Origin of the sequence: Microbaculum marinisediminis (assembly GCF_025397915.1) — a bacterium.
Classification (GTDB): domain Bacteria; phylum Pseudomonadota; class Alphaproteobacteria; order Rhizobiales; family Tepidamorphaceae; genus Microbaculum; species Microbaculum marinisediminis.
Map to the genome: position 1 here is coordinate 258,337 of NZ_JALIDZ010000006.1, position 16,194 is coordinate 274,530.

Genomic DNA, 16,194 nt, shown 5'->3' on the forward strand with positions numbered 1-16,194 from the left:
TGCCCGCCTACCTCAGGGATGAGATAACGTTCAGCATGATTAAGACGCTCCTCATCGCCAACCGTGGCGAGATCGCCTGCCGTATCATCAGTACGGCCCGCCGCATGGGGCTCACGACGGTTGCCGTCTACTCGGACGCCGATGCCAATGCCATGCATGCGAGTATGGCGGATATCGCCGTGCCGATCGGCCCGGCGGCGGTCAACGAGAGCTATCTGGTCGCCGAGCGCATCATCGCCGCGGCCCGGGAGGCGGGGGCGGACGCAATCCATCCGGGTTATGGCTTCCTGTCGGAGAACGCCGCGTTTGCCGAGGCGTGCGCCGCCAACGGCATCGTATTCGTCGGCCCGCCGGCATCGGCGATCAAGGCGATGGGGCTGAAGGACGAAGCGAAGGCGTTGATGGACAAGGCCGGGGTACCGGTGGTGCCGGGATTTCACGGTGCGCGTCAGGAGCCGGAGTTCCTGCACGAGAAAGCCTACGAGATCGGCTATCCGGTGCTGATCAAGGCGGTCGCCGGCGGCGGTGGCAAGGGGATGCGGCGCGTCGACAAGGCGATCGAATTCGACGACGCGCTGGCCGGCGCCAAACGTGAAGCCAAGGCGGCGTTTGGTGACGACCGGGTCCTGATAGAGAAGTTCGTCTCCCAGCCGCGCCATATCGAGATGCAGGTCTTCGGCGACAGCCATGGCAACGCCGTGCACCTGTTCGAACGCGACTGCTCGCTGCAGCGCCGTCATCAGAAAGTGATCGAGGAGGCGCCGGCGCCCGGCATGACCGAAGGCCTCCGCGCCAGGATGGGGCAGGCGGCGGTCAAGGCGGCGCTTGCCGTCGGCTATCAGGGCGCTGGCACGATCGAGTTCATCGTCGATGGCTCGAAGCCATTGTCGGACGAGACGCCCTTCTACTTCATGGAGATGAATACCCGCCTGCAGGTGGAGCATCCGGTGACCGAGGAGATCACCGGACAGGATCTGGTCGAATGGCAGATCCGCGTCGCCTCGGGCGAGCCGCTGCCGCTCGCCCAGGAGGAAATAACGATCAACGGCCATGCAGTGGAGGCGCGGCTTTACGCCGAGGACCCGGACAACGGGTTCCTGCCTTCGACCGGCCATCTGCATGTCCTGTCGCTGTTCGAGGGGGAGGGCATCCGCATCGACACCGGCGTCAGCGAAGGCGATGACGTCAGCCCGTTCTACGATCCGATGATCGCCAAGGTGATCGCCCACGGCGAAACCCGCGACGAGGCTCTCGATCTGCTGTCGCAGAGCCTGGATGCGAGCATGGTCGCCGGCCCGCGCACCAATCTCGGCTTCCTTCGGCGTCTGGTGGACGATCCGGACTTTCGCGCGGTTCGCTTCGATACCGGCCTGATCGACCGCAAGCTCGATACGCTCGTCTCGGCCGCGCCGGGAGTGAGAGAGGCGGCAATTGCGCTCGGCACGCTGCGGCTCGTCGATCGCGAGCAGGAGCGCGTCGAGATGGAGCGGCTCAATCGTTCGAACGAGATCTACAGCCCATGGAGCGTCGCCGACGGCTTTCAGCTCGGCGCGGGCCGAATGACGGCCGAGCCGCTGGTCGTCGACGGAGCGCAGGACACCGTTCCTGTCGAATGGGTGGATGGCGAACCGGCCATCCGCGTCTCGCACCCGGACGATGGGGAAGAGGAGATCGAAGCCGATTTGATCGACGCCCCGGACGGCATCTACGTTCTCGTCGATGGTCGTCAGTTTCTCGTCGCCGCACGCGACCCGTTCTCGGTCGATCTGGACGCCGCCGATGGCGACGCCGTCATCAAGGCGCCGATGCACGGCAAGGTGGTCTCCGTTCATGTCGAGGAAGGCCAGGCCGTCGAGCGCGGCCAGAAGCTCGCCGTCATCGAGGCGATGAAGATGGAACACACCCTGACCGCGGGGCGCGCCGGCACGGTCTCCGAAGTCGCCGCCGGTGCCGGCGACCAGGTCGGCGAAGGGCAGAAACTGATCGTCGTTCACGCCGAGGAGTGAGGCCCGAAGAGTGAGGAGCCGGCACCGCGCCGCCGTAGAGAACCGGCGCTCACGGTTTCGGCGGGCCGGTCGTCTGTCTCGCGGGCTGGCCGCGCAAACGCGTGTCGCTATTGCGCGATGATCTCGACTTCGGCGTCGCGACCGGCTTCCACGACGAAATCGCGGCTGTAGAGCTTCTCGTCGTGGCGGGCGACGACGGAATATTCCCCGGCCGCCAGTACATGGGTTGGGAAGGCGCCGTAGCTCTCCTTCACCACGTCGCCGCCCGGCGAGAGAATGCTCCAGGCGGTGTTGGCCAGGGCCTCCCCGCCGGCTTCGTTGACGAGCTTCAGCGTGATGGCGGCGGCCCGATGCTTGATCGTCGCGTCGGTTAGCTGCCCCGGCTTCACCAGGATGTCGGCACGCATCACCGAATTGCTGTCGCCGAAGCGGCTGACCACGTGATAGCTGCCGGCGTTCAGGCGGATGACCTTGCCGGGCTCGGCCTGTTCCACCAGAAGCTTCCGCTGTCCGTACTCGTCCTGCTCGGACGAATAGACCGATACCGAGATCTGCTTGGATGGGATCGGCTCGTCCAGGACGCCGATCGCCGCCAGCCGCATACCGCCGGCATTCAGGTCGAGCGTCTGTTCGGCCGGGCCCTCGCGCAACGATACCCGGCTGGCGGTGTTGGCAAGACCATAGGAGACGTGAACGATGTAGTCGTCAGCCGGCAGCGTGAAGATCGGAGCGGAGGCGTCGCTCTCCTCGACCAGCTCGAACGACCCGTCGACTCCCGGTTGCGCCCGGTAGATCCGCCACGCCAGGCCGTCGACGAGCATGTCGCCTTCCTCGGAAAGACGCGCGGCGAGCCGCATCTGCCGATCCGGTCGGACGAGGTCGGCGGCCGCATCGCCGAACGCGCTGTCCGGGTCGATGTTGAGCCCCTGCAGCAGGTCGAGCGGCGCACCCGGGCTTTCGCCCATGGGGGCGGCCCTGGGCGGCTCGACCATCAGCGGTCGTTCACGGGGAATCGGAATTGTGTTCTGCGCGACCAGGATCGGATCGGAAGGCACGACCGCCGAGTTCTCCGCCGCTGTGCTGCCTGCGATCAACCCGACCGATAACACCGCGAAAACGGCAGTTTTCATCAAGGTTCGAAGGTGCAATTGGCGGAGTCTCAAGCGCATCCGGCTGCTTTGGTCCAGGTAGGTTACCCACGCAGTTCGCCGCGCCGAAAATCCGGCCGGTAGGGGCCGGCCGGATCTTCTGTACGCGAACGGCGCTAATACGGGCCGCGAATATGGCACCGAAAAGGCGTGCGGTGCCAAGCCCTACCCGGGAAAATCGTTACTGCGCCGGCGCCATCCCGATTTCGAGGGTCTGTCCACTGGCGACCGTGAAGGCCCGCGTGGCGGTCTTGTCGCCGACGATCAGGCGGGCTTCATAGTCGCCCGGCGCCAGTACGTAGCTGACATCTTGGCGCGTTGTCGCACCGATCTGCTTGCCGGCCGCATCGTTGATTTCCCAGCGAATCCGCTCCTCGGGGTCGCCGTCCACGGCGAACCGGACGAAGCCGGCCTGCTGTTCGATCGTGATTTCCGAAAGCTGGCCGGCCGGAACGCTGACATCTGCCTCGGCAATGACGTTTTGGCTCCCGAGCCGGGCGATGACGCGATAGCTGCCGGCGGGAAGACGAAGGACCGGCTCCTGCCTGGCCGTTGCCGTGATCTTCTTGCGCTTTCCGGACATGTCCTGGGAACCCGATTCGATTTCGTAGCGGAATCCGACGTCCGGAATGGCACCGGACAGGCCCGCGACCTGGGTGGACAGTTTCAGCGCGCCGACCTCCATCACGATCGTGCGCTCGGTACGCTGGTTGGCTACGACCTCGACCTCGGTCGACACCTCCGCCTGGCCGGAACGAGCCACCACCAGGTATTTTCCGGCCGGCAGGCCGAATTCCGCGACGTCTCGGCCAGACCGAGTCACGTCCTTGCGTTTGCCCGACAGGTCGGCGGCCGCCTCGTAGACGGTGAAGTGCATGTCGTCGAGCGGCTCGCCGCCTTCAGTGGCGGTCGCCGAGATCACCAGGATGCCGGCGCCCAGGACGAGGGTCTCCTCGGTGAGCTTGCCGGCCGCGACGGTGACCTCCTTGCCGCCGCTGGCGCTCTTGTACTTTCCTTCCAGCCAGTAAGTACCGGCGGGTACGAAGAAATCGCCCTTGGCGCTGCCGGAGCGGGCGATCTCCTGGCGTTTGCCCTGCATGTCCTTTTCGCTGCCATAGAGGGTCCAGTAGGCATCTTCCAGCGGCTCGGCGCCTTCCGCCGGTACCGCGACGGCGGTCAGGCGACCGGCGCCGAGGACGAATACCTCGTCTGCAACGGCCCCTTCGGGCACCTCGATCTCGCGGGCCTGCTTGGCCTGCTTGTAGGAGACCTCGACCCAATACCTGCCGGGCGCAACCTCGAGCGTCGCCACCGGGCTGCCGCTGCGCTTCACTTCCTTGCGCTTGCCGTTCTGGTCGGCATCCGCCTCGTAGATCACCCAGTACGGTCCGGACGACAGCACCTCTGCGCCTTCGGTGGGAACCGCGGAAAGCTTGAGATTCGGACCGGTCTGCGCCGGTTCCGGGGCCGGTTCGGGAGCCGGTTCCGGTTCGGTGGCGGCAACCTCGCGCACCGCGGTGTCGAGCGCGTCGGTCAGTTCGCCGGCGTTGCGCGCCTGGAAGAACTGACCGCCGGTACGATCGGCAAGGCAGGAGAAGCTGGCGGCTTCCTCGGCGCTCACGTCGAAGCCAACGACGTGGACGGTGAAGTCGACTCCGGCGGCTTCAAGGTCGGCGGCGAGTCGGCAAGGGTCGGCATTGCAGGTCTCGATGCCGTCGGAGACCAGGATCACCGTCGACGGCACGTCGCTGTAGCGCAGTTCCTCCGCCGCGCGCCGCACGGCCTCCGTCAGCGGCGTCTTGCCCTTCGGCTTGATCGCGTCGATCACCGACATGTAGCGCTGGCGATCGACCGGCCCGACCGGGATCACGGTTTCGATGTCGCCGCAATCGCCTTCCGAGCGGTGGCCGTAGGCGATCACGCCCAGGCTCATGTCAGCGGGAATGTCGCCGAGCACGTCGCGCACCACGTCGCGGGCGATGACGATCTTGTTCTTGCCGTCGATCTGCCCCCACATGCTGTTGGAGGCGTCGAGCACCAGCATCACGTTGCGCTGTTGGGCTTGGGCGGAGGGAAGAAAAACGAGAGCGGTGAAAAGAAACAACGAAAATGCGACGATTCGTTTGAACATTGCTTTGGAAATCCCGATCTGACCACGCTAAAAAACCGCAACCTGTCGAAAGAGTACCGGTGCAGGATGACGCGACGATACCTTGCGCCGGGCTCCAGAAGAAGAGCCACTCCACGGTTATGAACAAGCCCAATACCGACTTGATGACATATCTGTCGACCCGCCGGTCGATCCCGTCGGCGAAACTGGTCGAGCCCGCGCCGTCGAAACCCGAACTGGACCGGATCCTGACGATTGCGGCCCGCGTGCCAGACCACGGCAAGCTGGCGCCGTGGCGCTTCGTCGTGATCGCGGGGGAGGCGCGGTCCGTGTTCGTCGACCGATTGATGGCGATCTGGCGCGCCAATCATCCCGACGCGTCCGCCGAGGCCGAGGCTGTCGAGCGCGGCAAGAAGGAGGGCGGACCGCTCGTGGTGGCGGTGATCTCGCGCACGAGTGAGCACCCCAAGGTACCCGCCTGGGAGCAGGAGCTGTCGGCCGGGGCCGCGTGCATGAACCTGCTTCATGCCGCCCATGCCAGCGGCTATGCCGGCCAGTGGCTGACAGGTTGGCCCGCGTTCGATGCCGACGTGGCGACGTTGCTCGCGGTGGAAGCCAACGAGCGGATCGCCGGATTCGTCTATATCGGTACGCCGGCGGAGCCGCCGAGCGAGCGCGACCGGCCCGATCTGTCCAAGATCGTCACAGAGTGGCGAGGCTGACATGAGGCCGCGACGCCGGATTCGCGGCGTATTGCTCGACAAGGACGGTACGCTGATCGACTGCGATGCCACCTGGGCGCCGGTGATCCGCCACCTCGCGGTCGAACTCTCCCCGTCGGGCGATCCAGAGGACCTGGTCGAAGCCGCCGGCCTCGACCGCGAGACCGGGCGCCTGAGGGCGGGCTCGATCTGGGCCGCGGGCTCGACGCGCGATCTCGTCCGGTTGTGGTGGCCGTCCGCGGACGCGGAAGAGGCGCGCGAACTGGCGACGCGGATCGACGCGATCTGCGCCGTGAAGGGACCTGAAAACGTGGTGCCGCTGCTGGATCTTCACGGATTGATCCGCGATCTGCGCGCGCGCGGGCTGGAAGTCGGGATCGCCACCAACGATTCCACCGTCGCTCTGGCGGCCTTCATCGACAAACTGGGGCTGACCGGCCGCATCGACCACCTGATCGGATACGACAGTGTCGCCCGGCCGAAACCGGAGGCGGACATGGTCCATGCCTTTTGCGATGCCGCCGGGCTGCATCCGGGCGAGGTCGCCGTCGTCGGTGACAATACGCATGACCTGGATATGGCGCGTGCGGCCGGCGCAGGCTGGGCCGTCGGTGTGCTGACGGGCACCAGCGACAGGGCCCATCTCGAGCCGCATGCCGACGTCATACTCGAAGGCGTGTCCGAGCTGGTGGCCTGGCTGGAGCAGACGAACGGCCGGCCGGCTTCGTCCACAGCCGCGAAAGAGTGAGACCGGCGGATTTGCGGTTTCCGGGGAACGGACTAGTTTCGGTGGCATGACCGTCAACCTGATCAAGCTCTGCGTCGGCGCGGACTCCGTCGAGGACCTGACAGGCTGGATCGCCGAACGTCTCGCCGACAAGCAGAGACGTGGCGTTCCGGCCGAGCAGGTCCATGTCACCCGCATGACGCCGAAGCGGCAGGACGATATCCTCGACGGCGGGTCGCTGTACTGGGTGATCAAGGGCATCATCCAGTGCCGTCAGCGCATTCTGGAGCTGCGCCCGGTGACGGGGGAGGACGGCGTAGCCCGCTGTGGCATCGTTCTCGATCCCGATGTGCGGCTGGTCGAGCCGCGCCCGCGTGGCGCTTTCCAGGGCTGGCGCTATCTTGACGCCAAGGACGCGCCGCCGGATCTGGGAGACAAGACGAGCGGCATTGCCGATATGCCGGCCGCCATGCGCCGGGAGCTTGTCGAACTGGGCCTGCTTTAGGCCTTGCCGAGGCGGCGCGCAGGCCTCGGTTGCGATTTCGTCGCAACGCGCCAATCTTACTAGGATAGAGAAACGATTGCCTCGGGAGGCAGCGAAGAGCCATGTCGGGGGAGCGGAAAGCCCCTGTAACCCGCCAGGAAGGCGGCAAGATCGAGGAGGCGAGCTCGCGCTCCGAGATCGACGCGTTTCTGAAGCAGGCGCACACGATGACGCCCGCCAACACCGGCGGCGCGCGCGGTCGACTCATCTTCGCGCTGGACGCCACCATGAGCCGGCAGCCGACCTGGGACAGCGCCTGCCAGCTCCAGGCGGAAATGTTCAACGAGACGGCCCAGATCGGCGGTCTGGACGTGCAGCTTCTCTATTTCCGCGGCTTCAACGAGTGCCGGGCGAGCCGCTGGGTCAGCGATCCCAAGGCGCTCGCCGACCTGATGACGCGGATCGATTGCCGCGGCGGGCACACACAGATCCGCCGGGCCCTGGCGCACGTGCGCAACGAGTCCCGCAAGAAGCCCGTGCAGGCACTCGTCTACATCGGCGATTGCATGGAGGAATCCATCGACGACCTGTGCGCCGTGGCCGGCGAGATCGGCATGACCGGCACGCGGGCCTTCATGTTCCACGAGGGCCGCGATGCGATCGCCGAGAAGGCGTTCCGCGAGATCGCCCGTTTGACCAACGGTGCCTATTGCCGTTTCGACACGGGATCGGCCCAGCACCTGCGCGAGCTGCTGGCGGCGGTCGCCGTCTATGCGGCCGGTGGCCGGGCGGCGCTGGTCGATTACGGCCGGAAGGGTGGCGGCCAGGCCCGGCTGCTGCTCCAACAGATGCGGTGAGGCGAGCTGGGTATGGGGCCGTTTCTGCTTGGTCTGATCGGACTGATTCTTCTGGTGATCGCGGCGAACGCCTTCACCAAGGCCAATCCCGCGACGCTTGCGGCGAGTCTGCGCAAGGGCGTGGGCGGCGCCTTGCTTCTCGGCGCGGTCGGTCTGGCGCTGATCGGACGCTGGCAGCTTGCCGCGCCGCTGGCGATCGTCGGGTTCTCGCTGTTCGGGTTCGGCCGCAACCCGTTCGCCGGGCTTGGGTCGCGTTCGAACCGATCGGCGGGCCAGACCTCGACCGTACGCTCGCCCTGGCTCGAGATGAGACTCGATCACGACAGCGGGCGTATGGAGGGAACCGTGCTGCGCGGGCAGTACGCCGGGCGTTCGCTGGAATCGCTTGAGGTCGACAGCCTGCTGGACATGCTGTCCGAGCTCGACGACACGGAGAGCCGGCAGCTACTCGAAGCGTATCTGGACCGCCGGGCGCCCGGATGGAGTGAAGACGGAGAGGCTGACGCGGCAACGGGGGCGGGCGGCCCGCGACACACTGGGCCAATGACGGCGGAGGAGGCCTATCAGGTTCTGGGCGTTGAGCCGGGGGCCGACGAGGCCGAGATCCGGCGTGCGCACAAGGAGCTCATGATGAAGCTCCATCCCGACCGGGGCGGATCGACCTACCTTGCCGCGAAGATCAACGAGGCCAAGGAGTTTCTGCTTGGCAAACATCGCCGCCGCTCCTGACCCGGTCAATTGCGGGCCGGGAAGCAGCCGAACGAACGCTGCTTGAGCTGCGAACAGGCGCCTTCCGCTCCCATCCTGTCGAACCCGGCGAAGCGGGCGCGCCACAGGGTTTCGCCGTTCTTCTCGATCGTTTCCGTGAAGGCCTTCGCCGACGCCAGGGCAGTCGGCGCGCTGGTCTTGGCCCTTTCCAGTGTATCGAGCGCCAGACCGCGGTCGTTGAAGGCGCCGATCTGGATCACCCATCCGCCGGCATTGGCGATCGAGGTGGTCTCGAGCTCCGGAACGTCGGCGCTGGTATCGCCCTGGTCCACGGGCGGCAGGTCGGCGGTCTGCTGTTCGATCAGCGCGACCATCGCGTCGCCGTTGAGCGGCATCGGCTTGCCCGCCATGCCGGCCGTCACGAGGGTTCCGGGCACCGTGGTCGACGGCACCAGCATTCTGGGGGCAGGAACGGCCTGCATCGCGGTCGCCGTGACTGGAAGCGAGGCATTGTCGGGCCGCGAGCGCGGCAGCGGCGCGTTGGCGAACATGATCGATCCGCCCGTCGAGGCAAGGCGGATGTTCTTTTCGAGGATGTCGCGCATGTGCGCGTCACGGCTGGAACCGGTGCGGCCGCCCATGACGACGCCGATGATGTGGCGGCCGTCGCGGCGCATCGAGGAGACGAGGTTGAAGCCGGAGGCGCGGATATAGCCGGTCTTCATGCCGTCGACGCCCTTAACACGGCCGAGCAGCTTGTTGTGATTGCCGTAGGTGCGCCCCTTCCACGTAAAGGAGCGCGTCTGGAAATAGCTGTAGTACTGCGGAAAGCGGCGCTGGGTCTGGATCGCCAGCGTCGCCATGTCGCGCGCCGTCGTATACTGGCCGGAGTCCGGCAGGCCGTGCGGATTGCGGAAATTGGTGCTGCGCATGCCCATGGCGTGGGCGGTGCGCGTCATGCGCAGGGCGAAGGCGGCAACCGTGCCGCCGAGATTTTCCGCCACCACGACCGCGACGTCGTTGGCGGATTTGGTCACCAGGGCGCGGATCGCCTGATCCACGGTGATCGTCTCGCCGGGGCGGACACCGATCTTCGACGGCGCCTGGTTCGCGGCGTTCTGGGAAACCTTCAGCGGGGTGTCGAAGCGGATGCGTCCGGCTTCGACATCCTCGAGCATCAGGTAGATCGTCATGATCTTGGTGAGCGACGCGGGATAGCGCCGATTGTCGGCGTAGCGCGAGAAAAGCACATTGCCGTTCAAGGCATCGATGACGAATGCCGCGTAGCGTTCTTCCGCGCTGGCCGGCTGCGCCGAAAGCAGACCGGTCGCGACCGCCGCGACGCCGATACCCAATGTGAACAATTTGAACGTCGTCCGGATACGCCGGAGTACGCCGATCATCGATCGATCTCCATTCCGCTGAGCCGGCCTCTCCGCGCGAGGCTTGCTGCCACGCGACGCTGTCGCCCGGTTTCTGTCGGCCGACGCATACGACGGATACCTATTGCGGAATCCCCACGCCCACGCAATCGACCTGTTTACACCGTGCGAATGCAGCAATTCTGCGGCCGTCCCTGCTGTTGGTGCCTTTGTCGACCGCTAAGCTATGTACGATCGAGTTAGGAAACCGTAAAGCAAGATCGATCATGACGGTTACCGTTACGGCGGCCGGGGCTTTCCTGTTTTGTGCAGTGCAAAAAAATATTGACAAATATGCTGCGCTGCATATATCGTGATTGCAATGCACAAGGGCCGGACAAGTCCGGCCGTGAGGTCGTATCGAAGTTCTAGGAGATCCGCCCATGATCAACGGTTTTGATGACATTCAGAAACTCGGCAAGGACAACATGGACTATGCGATGAAGAGCTTCGGCTCGTTCTCCAAAGGCATGCAGTCGCTCGCCGTCGAGATGGCCGACTATTCGAAGAAGTCCTTCGAGGACAGCGCGGCCACCATGGAGAAGCTGATGGCTGCGAAGTCCATCGACAAGGCCATGGAAATCCAGACCGATTACGTGAAGTCGACCTACGAAGGCTTCGTCGCGCAGGCCACGAAAGTCGGTGAGCTTTATGCCGACCTGGCCAAAGACGCCTACAAGCCCTTCGAGGGCATGGTCGCCAAGGCGTCCAAGTAAGGCGTCCTCGACGCAAACCACTGCGTATTCAGTCAGCGCGTAGGGCCCGGCCGTTTGGTCGGGCCTTTTGCTTTTGTGCGCCCCCTCTGGAAACGTCGGCCGGCGGTTCCTAACTTAACCATCGAGCGTCTAGCCTGTCGCATCGGCAGCTTTTACAATGGGATTCGAAGGCACCTAACGCGATTTCCCGGATCGAGGGGATGCTGACAGTTGCGGGAGAGCGCACGGGAATGAAGGGTTTCACGCCATCTCTGGCCGAACGCGACTGGCCCCTCCGTATGGCCAAGCGCGACGGTGGGACGGACGACGAAAACGGTGACGAAAGCGGGACCGGCACCGCCACCAAGACACGGCCCAAGACCAAGCGGCCGAGCCTGTACCGGGTGCTGCTTCTGAATGACGACTACACGCCGATGGAGTTCGTCGTCCACGTTCTGGAGCGGTTCTTTCACAAGGGCCCGGAAGAGGCGACGACCATCATGCTGCACGTGCACCACAACGGCGTGGGCGAATGTGGCGTATATACGTACGAGGTGGCGGAGACCAAAGTGACACAGGTCATGGACTTTGCCCGAAAGCATCAGCATCCTTTGCAGTGCGTCATGGAGAAGAAGTAGGATCGCATCGTGCCATCGTTCTCGAGAAGTCTAGAGCAGGCCCTGCACCGCGCGCTCGCCATCGCCAACGAGCGGCGCCACGAATACGCGACGCTTGAGCATCTGCTGCTGGCGCTGGTCGACGACCAGGACGCGGCGGCCGTGATGCGCGCCTGCAACGTCGATATCGACGCGTTGCGGCAGAGCCTCGTCGACTACATCGACAACGAGCTCGACAACCTGATCAGCGAGAGCGGCGAGGATTCGAAGCCGACCGCAGGCTTCCAGCGCGTCATCCAGCGCGCCGTCATCCACGTGCAGTCCTCCGGCCGCGAGGAGGTGACCGGCGCCAACGTGCTGGTCGCGATCTTCGCCGAGCGCGAGAGCCACGCCGCCTTCTTCCTGCAGGAGCAGGACATGACCCGCTACGACGCGGTCAACTACATCAGCCATGGTATCGCCAAGCGGCCCGGATTCTCCGAGACGCGCACCGTGCGCGGCGCCGAGGACGAGGCCGGCGAGGGCGAGGAGGGCGACAAGAAGAAGTCCGACGCGCTCGAGGCCTACTGCGTCAACCTGAACCAGAAGGCCAAGGAAGGCCGCATCGATCCGCTGATCGGCCGCGAGGCCGAGCTGCAGCGCACGATCCAGGTCCTGTGCCGCCGCCAGAAGAACAACCCGCTGTTCGTCGGCGATCCCGGCGTCGGCAAGACGGCGATCGCCGAGGGTCTCGCCCGCCACATCGTCAACGGCGACGTGCCGGAGGTCCTGAAGAAGGCGACGATCTTCCAGCTCGACATGGGCACGCTGCTCGCCGGCACCCGCTATCGCGGCGACTTCGAGGAGCGGCTGAAGGCGGTTGTCAAGGAGATCGAGAAGTATCCCGGCGCCATCATGTTCATCGACGAGATCCACACGGTGATCGGCGCCGGCGCCACGTCCGGCGGCGCGATGGACGCCTCGAACCTGCTCAAGCCGGCGTTGCAGAGCGGCCAGCTGCGCTGCATCGGCTCGACCACCTACAAGGAGTACCGCCAGTACTTCGAGAAGGACCGCGCCCTGGTGCGCCGGTTCCAGAAGATCGACGTCACCGAGCCGACGGTTCCCGACGCCATCAAGATCCTCAAGGGGCTCAAGCCCTATTTCGAGGACTTCCACGGCGTCAAATACACCAACGACGCCATCAAGTCGGCGGTCGAGCTGTCGGCGCGCTACATCCATGACCGCAAGCTGCCCGACAAGGCGATCGACGTCATCGACGAGACCGGCGCCTCGCAGATGCTGCTGCCCGAATCCAAGCGTCGCCGCACGATCGGCGTGAAGGAGGTCGAGGCGACGGTCGCCACCATGGCCCGCATTCCGCCGAAGACCGTGTCGAAGACGGACTCCGAGGTGCTCGCCCATATCGACGGGAACCTGAAGCGCACCGTGTTCGGCCAGAACAAGGCGATCGAGGCGCTGTCGGCGGCGATCAAGCTCGCCCGCGCCGGCCTGCGCGAGCCCGAGAAGCCGATCGGCAGCTACCTGTTCTCCGGCCCCACCGGCGTCGGCAAGACCGAGGTCGCCAAGCAGCTCGCACAGTTGCTCGGCGTCGAGCTGCTGCGCTTCGACATGTCCGAGTACATGGAGCGGCACACGGTGTCCCGCCTGATCGGCGCGCCGCCCGGCTATGTCGGCTTCGACCAGGGCGGCCTCTTGACCGACGGCGTCGACCAGCATCCCCATTGCGTGCTGCTGCTCGACGAGATCGAGAAGGCCCATCCGGACCTGTTCAACATCCTTCTGCAGGTGATGGACCACGGCAAGCTGACCGATCACAACGGCAAGCACGTCGATTTCAGGAACGTCATCCTGATCATGACGACCAATGCTGGCGCCGCCGACATGGCCAAGGCGCCGATGGGCTTCGGCCGCACCAAGCGGGAAGGCGACGACGAGGAAGCGATCAATCGCATGTTCGCGCCGGAGTTCCGCAACCGGCTCGACGCGATCATCCCGTTCGACAACCTGCCGCCGGAAGTGGTGGCGATGGTGGTCGACAAGTTCGTCCTGCAGCTGGAGGCCCAGCTCGCCGATCGCAACATCACGATCGAGATGAGCCAGGAGGCGAACAAGTGGGTCGCCGATCGCGGCTACGACCCGCAGATGGGCGCCCGGCCGCTCGCGCGCATCATCCAGGAATACATCAAGAAGCCGCTCGCCGAAGAGGTGCTGTTCGGCAAGTTGAAGAACGGCGGTACGGTGAAGGTGATCGTCGAGACGCCGAAGGATGCCGAGCCGCGCCTGGGCTTCGAGTTCATCGAGCCGGCGCCGCGTCCCAGCCCGCCCAAGAAGGCGCGCAAGAAGAGCGCCAAACCCAAGAAGTCCGGTCCGTCCGGAGGCAAGACCGGCGGCGATCCGGGCGGCGAGGGATCGGGCACGGGAAAGCGCGGCGGTACTGTCGTGCCGAAGATCCCGCTGACCAGCCAGTAGCCGCCGGGCGGCCATGACCGGACATCTGTGGTGAGCGAGGCGTCGAACGGTCGACGTGCGGCGTTTCGAATGGGGGCGGGCAGGGCGATCGGCGTTCCCGGTATCGTTCTGTTCGCGTCGTTCTTCGGTTTCGGCGCCTTCGCCCGCGCCGCGGGCCTCGATGTCTTCCAGGCGACGATCATCACCGCCACCGTTTTCGCCCTGCCGGGGCAGGTCGTTCTCGTCGACCAGATCGCAACGGGCGCGAGCCTCGCCACCGCGACCGTCGCCGTGACCTTGACGGCCGTTCGGCTTCTGCCGATGACGGTCGCGATCCTTCCCGTTCTCCGCCAGCCCGGTCAGTCCGCCTGGAAACAGATCCCGCTGTCGCACTTCGTGGCGGTGACTGTCTGGATCGAGTCTATGCGCCGGCTGCCGGAGATCGAGCGCCACCTTCGCATTCCCTATTACCTCGGCATTGTCGCGTCGCTCTGGCCGATCTGTATCGTCGCGACCGTGCTGGGTTACGAAATCGCCGGAGGCGTGCCCGTGGCCATCGCCGCCGCGCTCCTGCTGCTGACGCCGTTCTATTTTCTGCTGTCGATGATGGCCGCGGCGCGCGAGCGGATCGATTGGATCGCCATCGTCGCGGGCTTCTGCCTGGGCCCGGTGTTCTACTGGTACATGCCGGGACTGGACCTGCTGTGGACCGGGCTGGTCGGCGGCACCGCGGCCTTCGTGCTCACGCGCGGATGGCGCCGATGACCGGGGTACCGACAGCCGGGGTGCCGATGGTCGGGGCGGCAAGATGAGTGGGGTCGCGGGGGGCTGGTGGCCATACGTCTTCATTGCCGTGGCCGGCTTCGCGGCAACCGATTTCTGGCGCCTCCTCGGCGTCGGCATGGCCGCTCGGATCGACGAGACCAGCCTTGTCCTGCGTTGGGTGAAGGCGGTTGCGACGGCGCTGATCGCGGGACTCGTCGCGCGGCTGATCGTCTTTCCCGTCGGCGATCTCGCCGCCACCAGCCCTGTCGCCCGGTTCGGCGCGGTCGCCGTCGGCGTGATTGTCTTCGCCCTGTTCAGGCGCAACATGCTGATCGGCATCCTCGCTGGCGAGGCGGCGCTGCTGGCGCTGATCTGGCTCGGGGCGGGGTGAGGCCGGCAACGGCAGAAACAGACGGCGGTCCCTCGCCAGGGTGCGCGACGCCACTATATGGCGTCCTTATCGAACCTCGCGATCACAACGGAGCATATTCATGAGCATCAAGCCGCTTTTCACCGCGACGGCGAGTGCCACCGGCGGCCGTAACGGCCATTCGGAGGCCGCCGACGGATCGGTATCGGTCGATCTTTCCGTGCCGAAGGAGATGGGCGGTCCCGGCAAGCCGGATACGACGACGCCGGAGCATCTGTTCGCCGCGGGCTACGCCGCCTGCTTCGGCGGGGCGCTCGACTTCATCGCGTCCCAGCACAAGAAGGACGCCACGGCGGCCGTGGTCACCTGCTCCGTCACGATCGGTCCGCGCGATGCGGGCGGCTTCGGCTTGATGGTGAAGCTGCACGTCAAGGACGACAGCCTGCCGACGGACGAGCTGCTGGCGCTCGCCAACGAGGCGCACGAGAAGATCTGCCCCTATTCGCACGCGACGCGCGGAAACGTACCGGTCGAGATCGAGGTGGACGGCGCCTGACGAGCGTGAGGGGCGTCATCGACGTCCCCACGTTTCGCGACCGCCCAATGGCCCCGGATCCACATCCGGGGCCAATATTTTTCGGGCCAATATTTTTCGGGGGCGATTCTTCAGTCAGCCAGCGCCGCGGCGACGATTTTCGCTGTTTCCGCCAGCTCGTCCTTATCGGCCATCGTCGTGCCGTGCGGCTTCAGGCTTTCGCCCTCCCAGCGCGGGATGATGTGGATGTGCAGGTGAAACACCGTCTGCCCCGCGGCGGCGCCATTGAACTGCTGGATCATGAAACCCTCTGCGCCGAGCGCGTCCCTAATCTTCGGTGAGAGTGCCTGCACGACGCTCATCAGGTTGGCGAGGTCGTCATGGCCGATGTCGGTGAGGTCGGTCGCCTTCACCTTGGGGATGACCAGCGTATGGCCGCGCGAGCGCGGCATGATGTCGAGGAACGCGAAGCTGCGGTCGTCCTCGTAGACTTTGAAGCTCGGAATCTCGCCACGGAGAATCTTGGCGAAGATGTTGTCGTCGTCGTAGGCGGCCATGGCGGTCTTCCTTTCTGCGGG

At 65.5% G+C, this 16,194-nt stretch carries 16 protein-coding genes; 12 read left to right on the top strand and 4 right to left on the bottom strand.

The genetic code is table 11. The features are described 5' to 3' along the window. The first annotated feature begins 35 nt into the window (after positions 1–35). Positions 36–2,006, top strand: a complete 1,971-nt coding sequence (locus MUB46_RS14915; RefSeq protein WP_261616728.1) for an ATP-binding protein — start codon at positions 36–38, stop codon at positions 2,004–2,006. A 107-nt stretch (positions 2,007–2,113) separates the two neighbouring features. On the opposite strand, the gene MUB46_RS14920 is transcribed toward MUB46_RS14915, so the two are convergent. Together MUB46_RS14920 and MUB46_RS14925 are read right to left on the bottom strand one after the other, a co-directional pair. Continuing rightward, a complete protein-coding gene (locus tag MUB46_RS14920; protein WP_261616729.1) occupies positions 2,114–3,136 on the bottom strand; it encodes a hypothetical protein in 1,023 nt (340 codons plus the stop codon). A 199-nt stretch (positions 3,137–3,335) separates the two neighbouring features. Next, entirely contained in the window at positions 3,336–5,285 is a 1,950-nt protein-coding gene (locus MUB46_RS14925; protein ID WP_261616730.1) for a VWA domain-containing protein, read from the bottom strand. Between the two features lie 119 nt (positions 5,286–5,404). Here MUB46_RS14925 and MUB46_RS14930 point away from each other — a divergent pair, with 119 nt between their 5' ends. From MUB46_RS14930 to MUB46_RS14950, 5 genes are all read left to right on the top strand, one after another. Next, positions 5,405–5,986, top strand: coding sequence for a nitroreductase family protein (locus tag MUB46_RS14930; RefSeq protein WP_261616731.1), 582 nt, complete (start codon positions 5,405–5,407; stop codon positions 5,984–5,986). Position 5,987: 1 nt separating this feature from the next. Continuing rightward, entirely contained in the window at positions 5,988–6,734 is a 747-nt protein-coding gene (locus MUB46_RS14935) for an HAD family hydrolase (RefSeq protein WP_261616732.1), read from the top strand. A 46-nt stretch (positions 6,735–6,780) separates the two neighbouring features. Beyond that, complete coding sequence (locus MUB46_RS14940) at positions 6,781–7,218, top strand: DUF1489 family protein (protein ID WP_261616733.1); 438 nt, start codon at positions 6,781–6,783, stop codon at positions 7,216–7,218. 101 nt (positions 7,219–7,319) lie between these two features. After that, positions 7,320–8,054, top strand: coding sequence for a vWA domain-containing protein (locus tag MUB46_RS14945; protein WP_261616734.1), 735 nt, complete (start codon positions 7,320–7,322; stop codon positions 8,052–8,054). A 12-nt stretch (positions 8,055–8,066) separates the two neighbouring features. Then, on the top strand, positions 8,067–8,783 hold the full coding sequence (locus tag MUB46_RS14950) for a DnaJ domain-containing protein (RefSeq protein WP_261616735.1): 717 nt from the start codon (positions 8,067–8,069) through the stop codon (positions 8,781–8,783). Between the two features lie 5 nt (positions 8,784–8,788). On the opposite strand, the gene MUB46_RS14955 is transcribed toward MUB46_RS14950, so the two are convergent. Then, positions 8,789–10,165 (bottom strand): D-alanyl-D-alanine carboxypeptidase, encoded by a 1,377-nt coding sequence (locus MUB46_RS14955; RefSeq protein WP_261616736.1) that lies wholly within the window; start codon positions 10,163–10,165, stop codon positions 8,789–8,791. 401 nt (positions 10,166–10,566) lie between these two features. On the opposite strand from MUB46_RS14955, the gene MUB46_RS14960 reads away from it, so the two are divergent. From MUB46_RS14960 to MUB46_RS14985, 6 genes are all read left to right on the top strand, one after another. Further along, complete coding sequence (locus tag MUB46_RS14960; protein WP_261616737.1) at positions 10,567–10,899, top strand: phasin family protein; 333 nt, start codon at positions 10,567–10,569, stop codon at positions 10,897–10,899. Between the two features lie 278 nt (positions 10,900–11,177). Continuing rightward, a complete protein-coding gene (clpS, locus tag MUB46_RS14965; protein ID WP_261616838.1) occupies positions 11,178–11,516 on the top strand; it encodes an ATP-dependent Clp protease adapter ClpS in 339 nt (112 codons plus the stop codon). A 9-nt stretch (positions 11,517–11,525) separates the two neighbouring features. Continuing rightward, positions 11,526–13,967 (top strand): ATP-dependent Clp protease ATP-binding subunit ClpA, encoded by a 2,442-nt coding sequence (gene clpA / locus MUB46_RS14970; RefSeq protein ID WP_261616738.1) that lies wholly within the window; start codon positions 11,526–11,528, stop codon positions 13,965–13,967. Positions 13,968–13,997: 30 nt separating this feature from the next. Then, positions 13,998–14,711, top strand: coding sequence for an AzlC family ABC transporter permease (locus MUB46_RS14975; protein ID WP_261616739.1), 714 nt, complete (start codon positions 13,998–14,000; stop codon positions 14,709–14,711). A gap of 43 nt (positions 14,712–14,754) precedes the next feature. Next, entirely contained in the window at positions 14,755–15,102 is a 348-nt protein-coding gene (locus MUB46_RS14980; RefSeq protein WP_261616740.1) for an AzlD domain-containing protein, read from the top strand. A 100-nt stretch (positions 15,103–15,202) separates the two neighbouring features. Continuing rightward, on the top strand, positions 15,203–15,637 hold the full coding sequence (locus MUB46_RS14985) for an organic hydroperoxide resistance protein (RefSeq protein WP_261616741.1): 435 nt from the start codon (positions 15,203–15,205) through the stop codon (positions 15,635–15,637). A 110-nt stretch (positions 15,638–15,747) separates the two neighbouring features. On the opposite strand, the gene MUB46_RS14990 is transcribed toward MUB46_RS14985, so the two are convergent. Continuing rightward, entirely contained in the window at positions 15,748–16,173 is a 426-nt protein-coding gene (locus tag MUB46_RS14990) for an HIT family protein (RefSeq protein WP_261616742.1), read from the bottom strand. Positions 16,174–16,194: the final 21 nt, after the last annotated feature.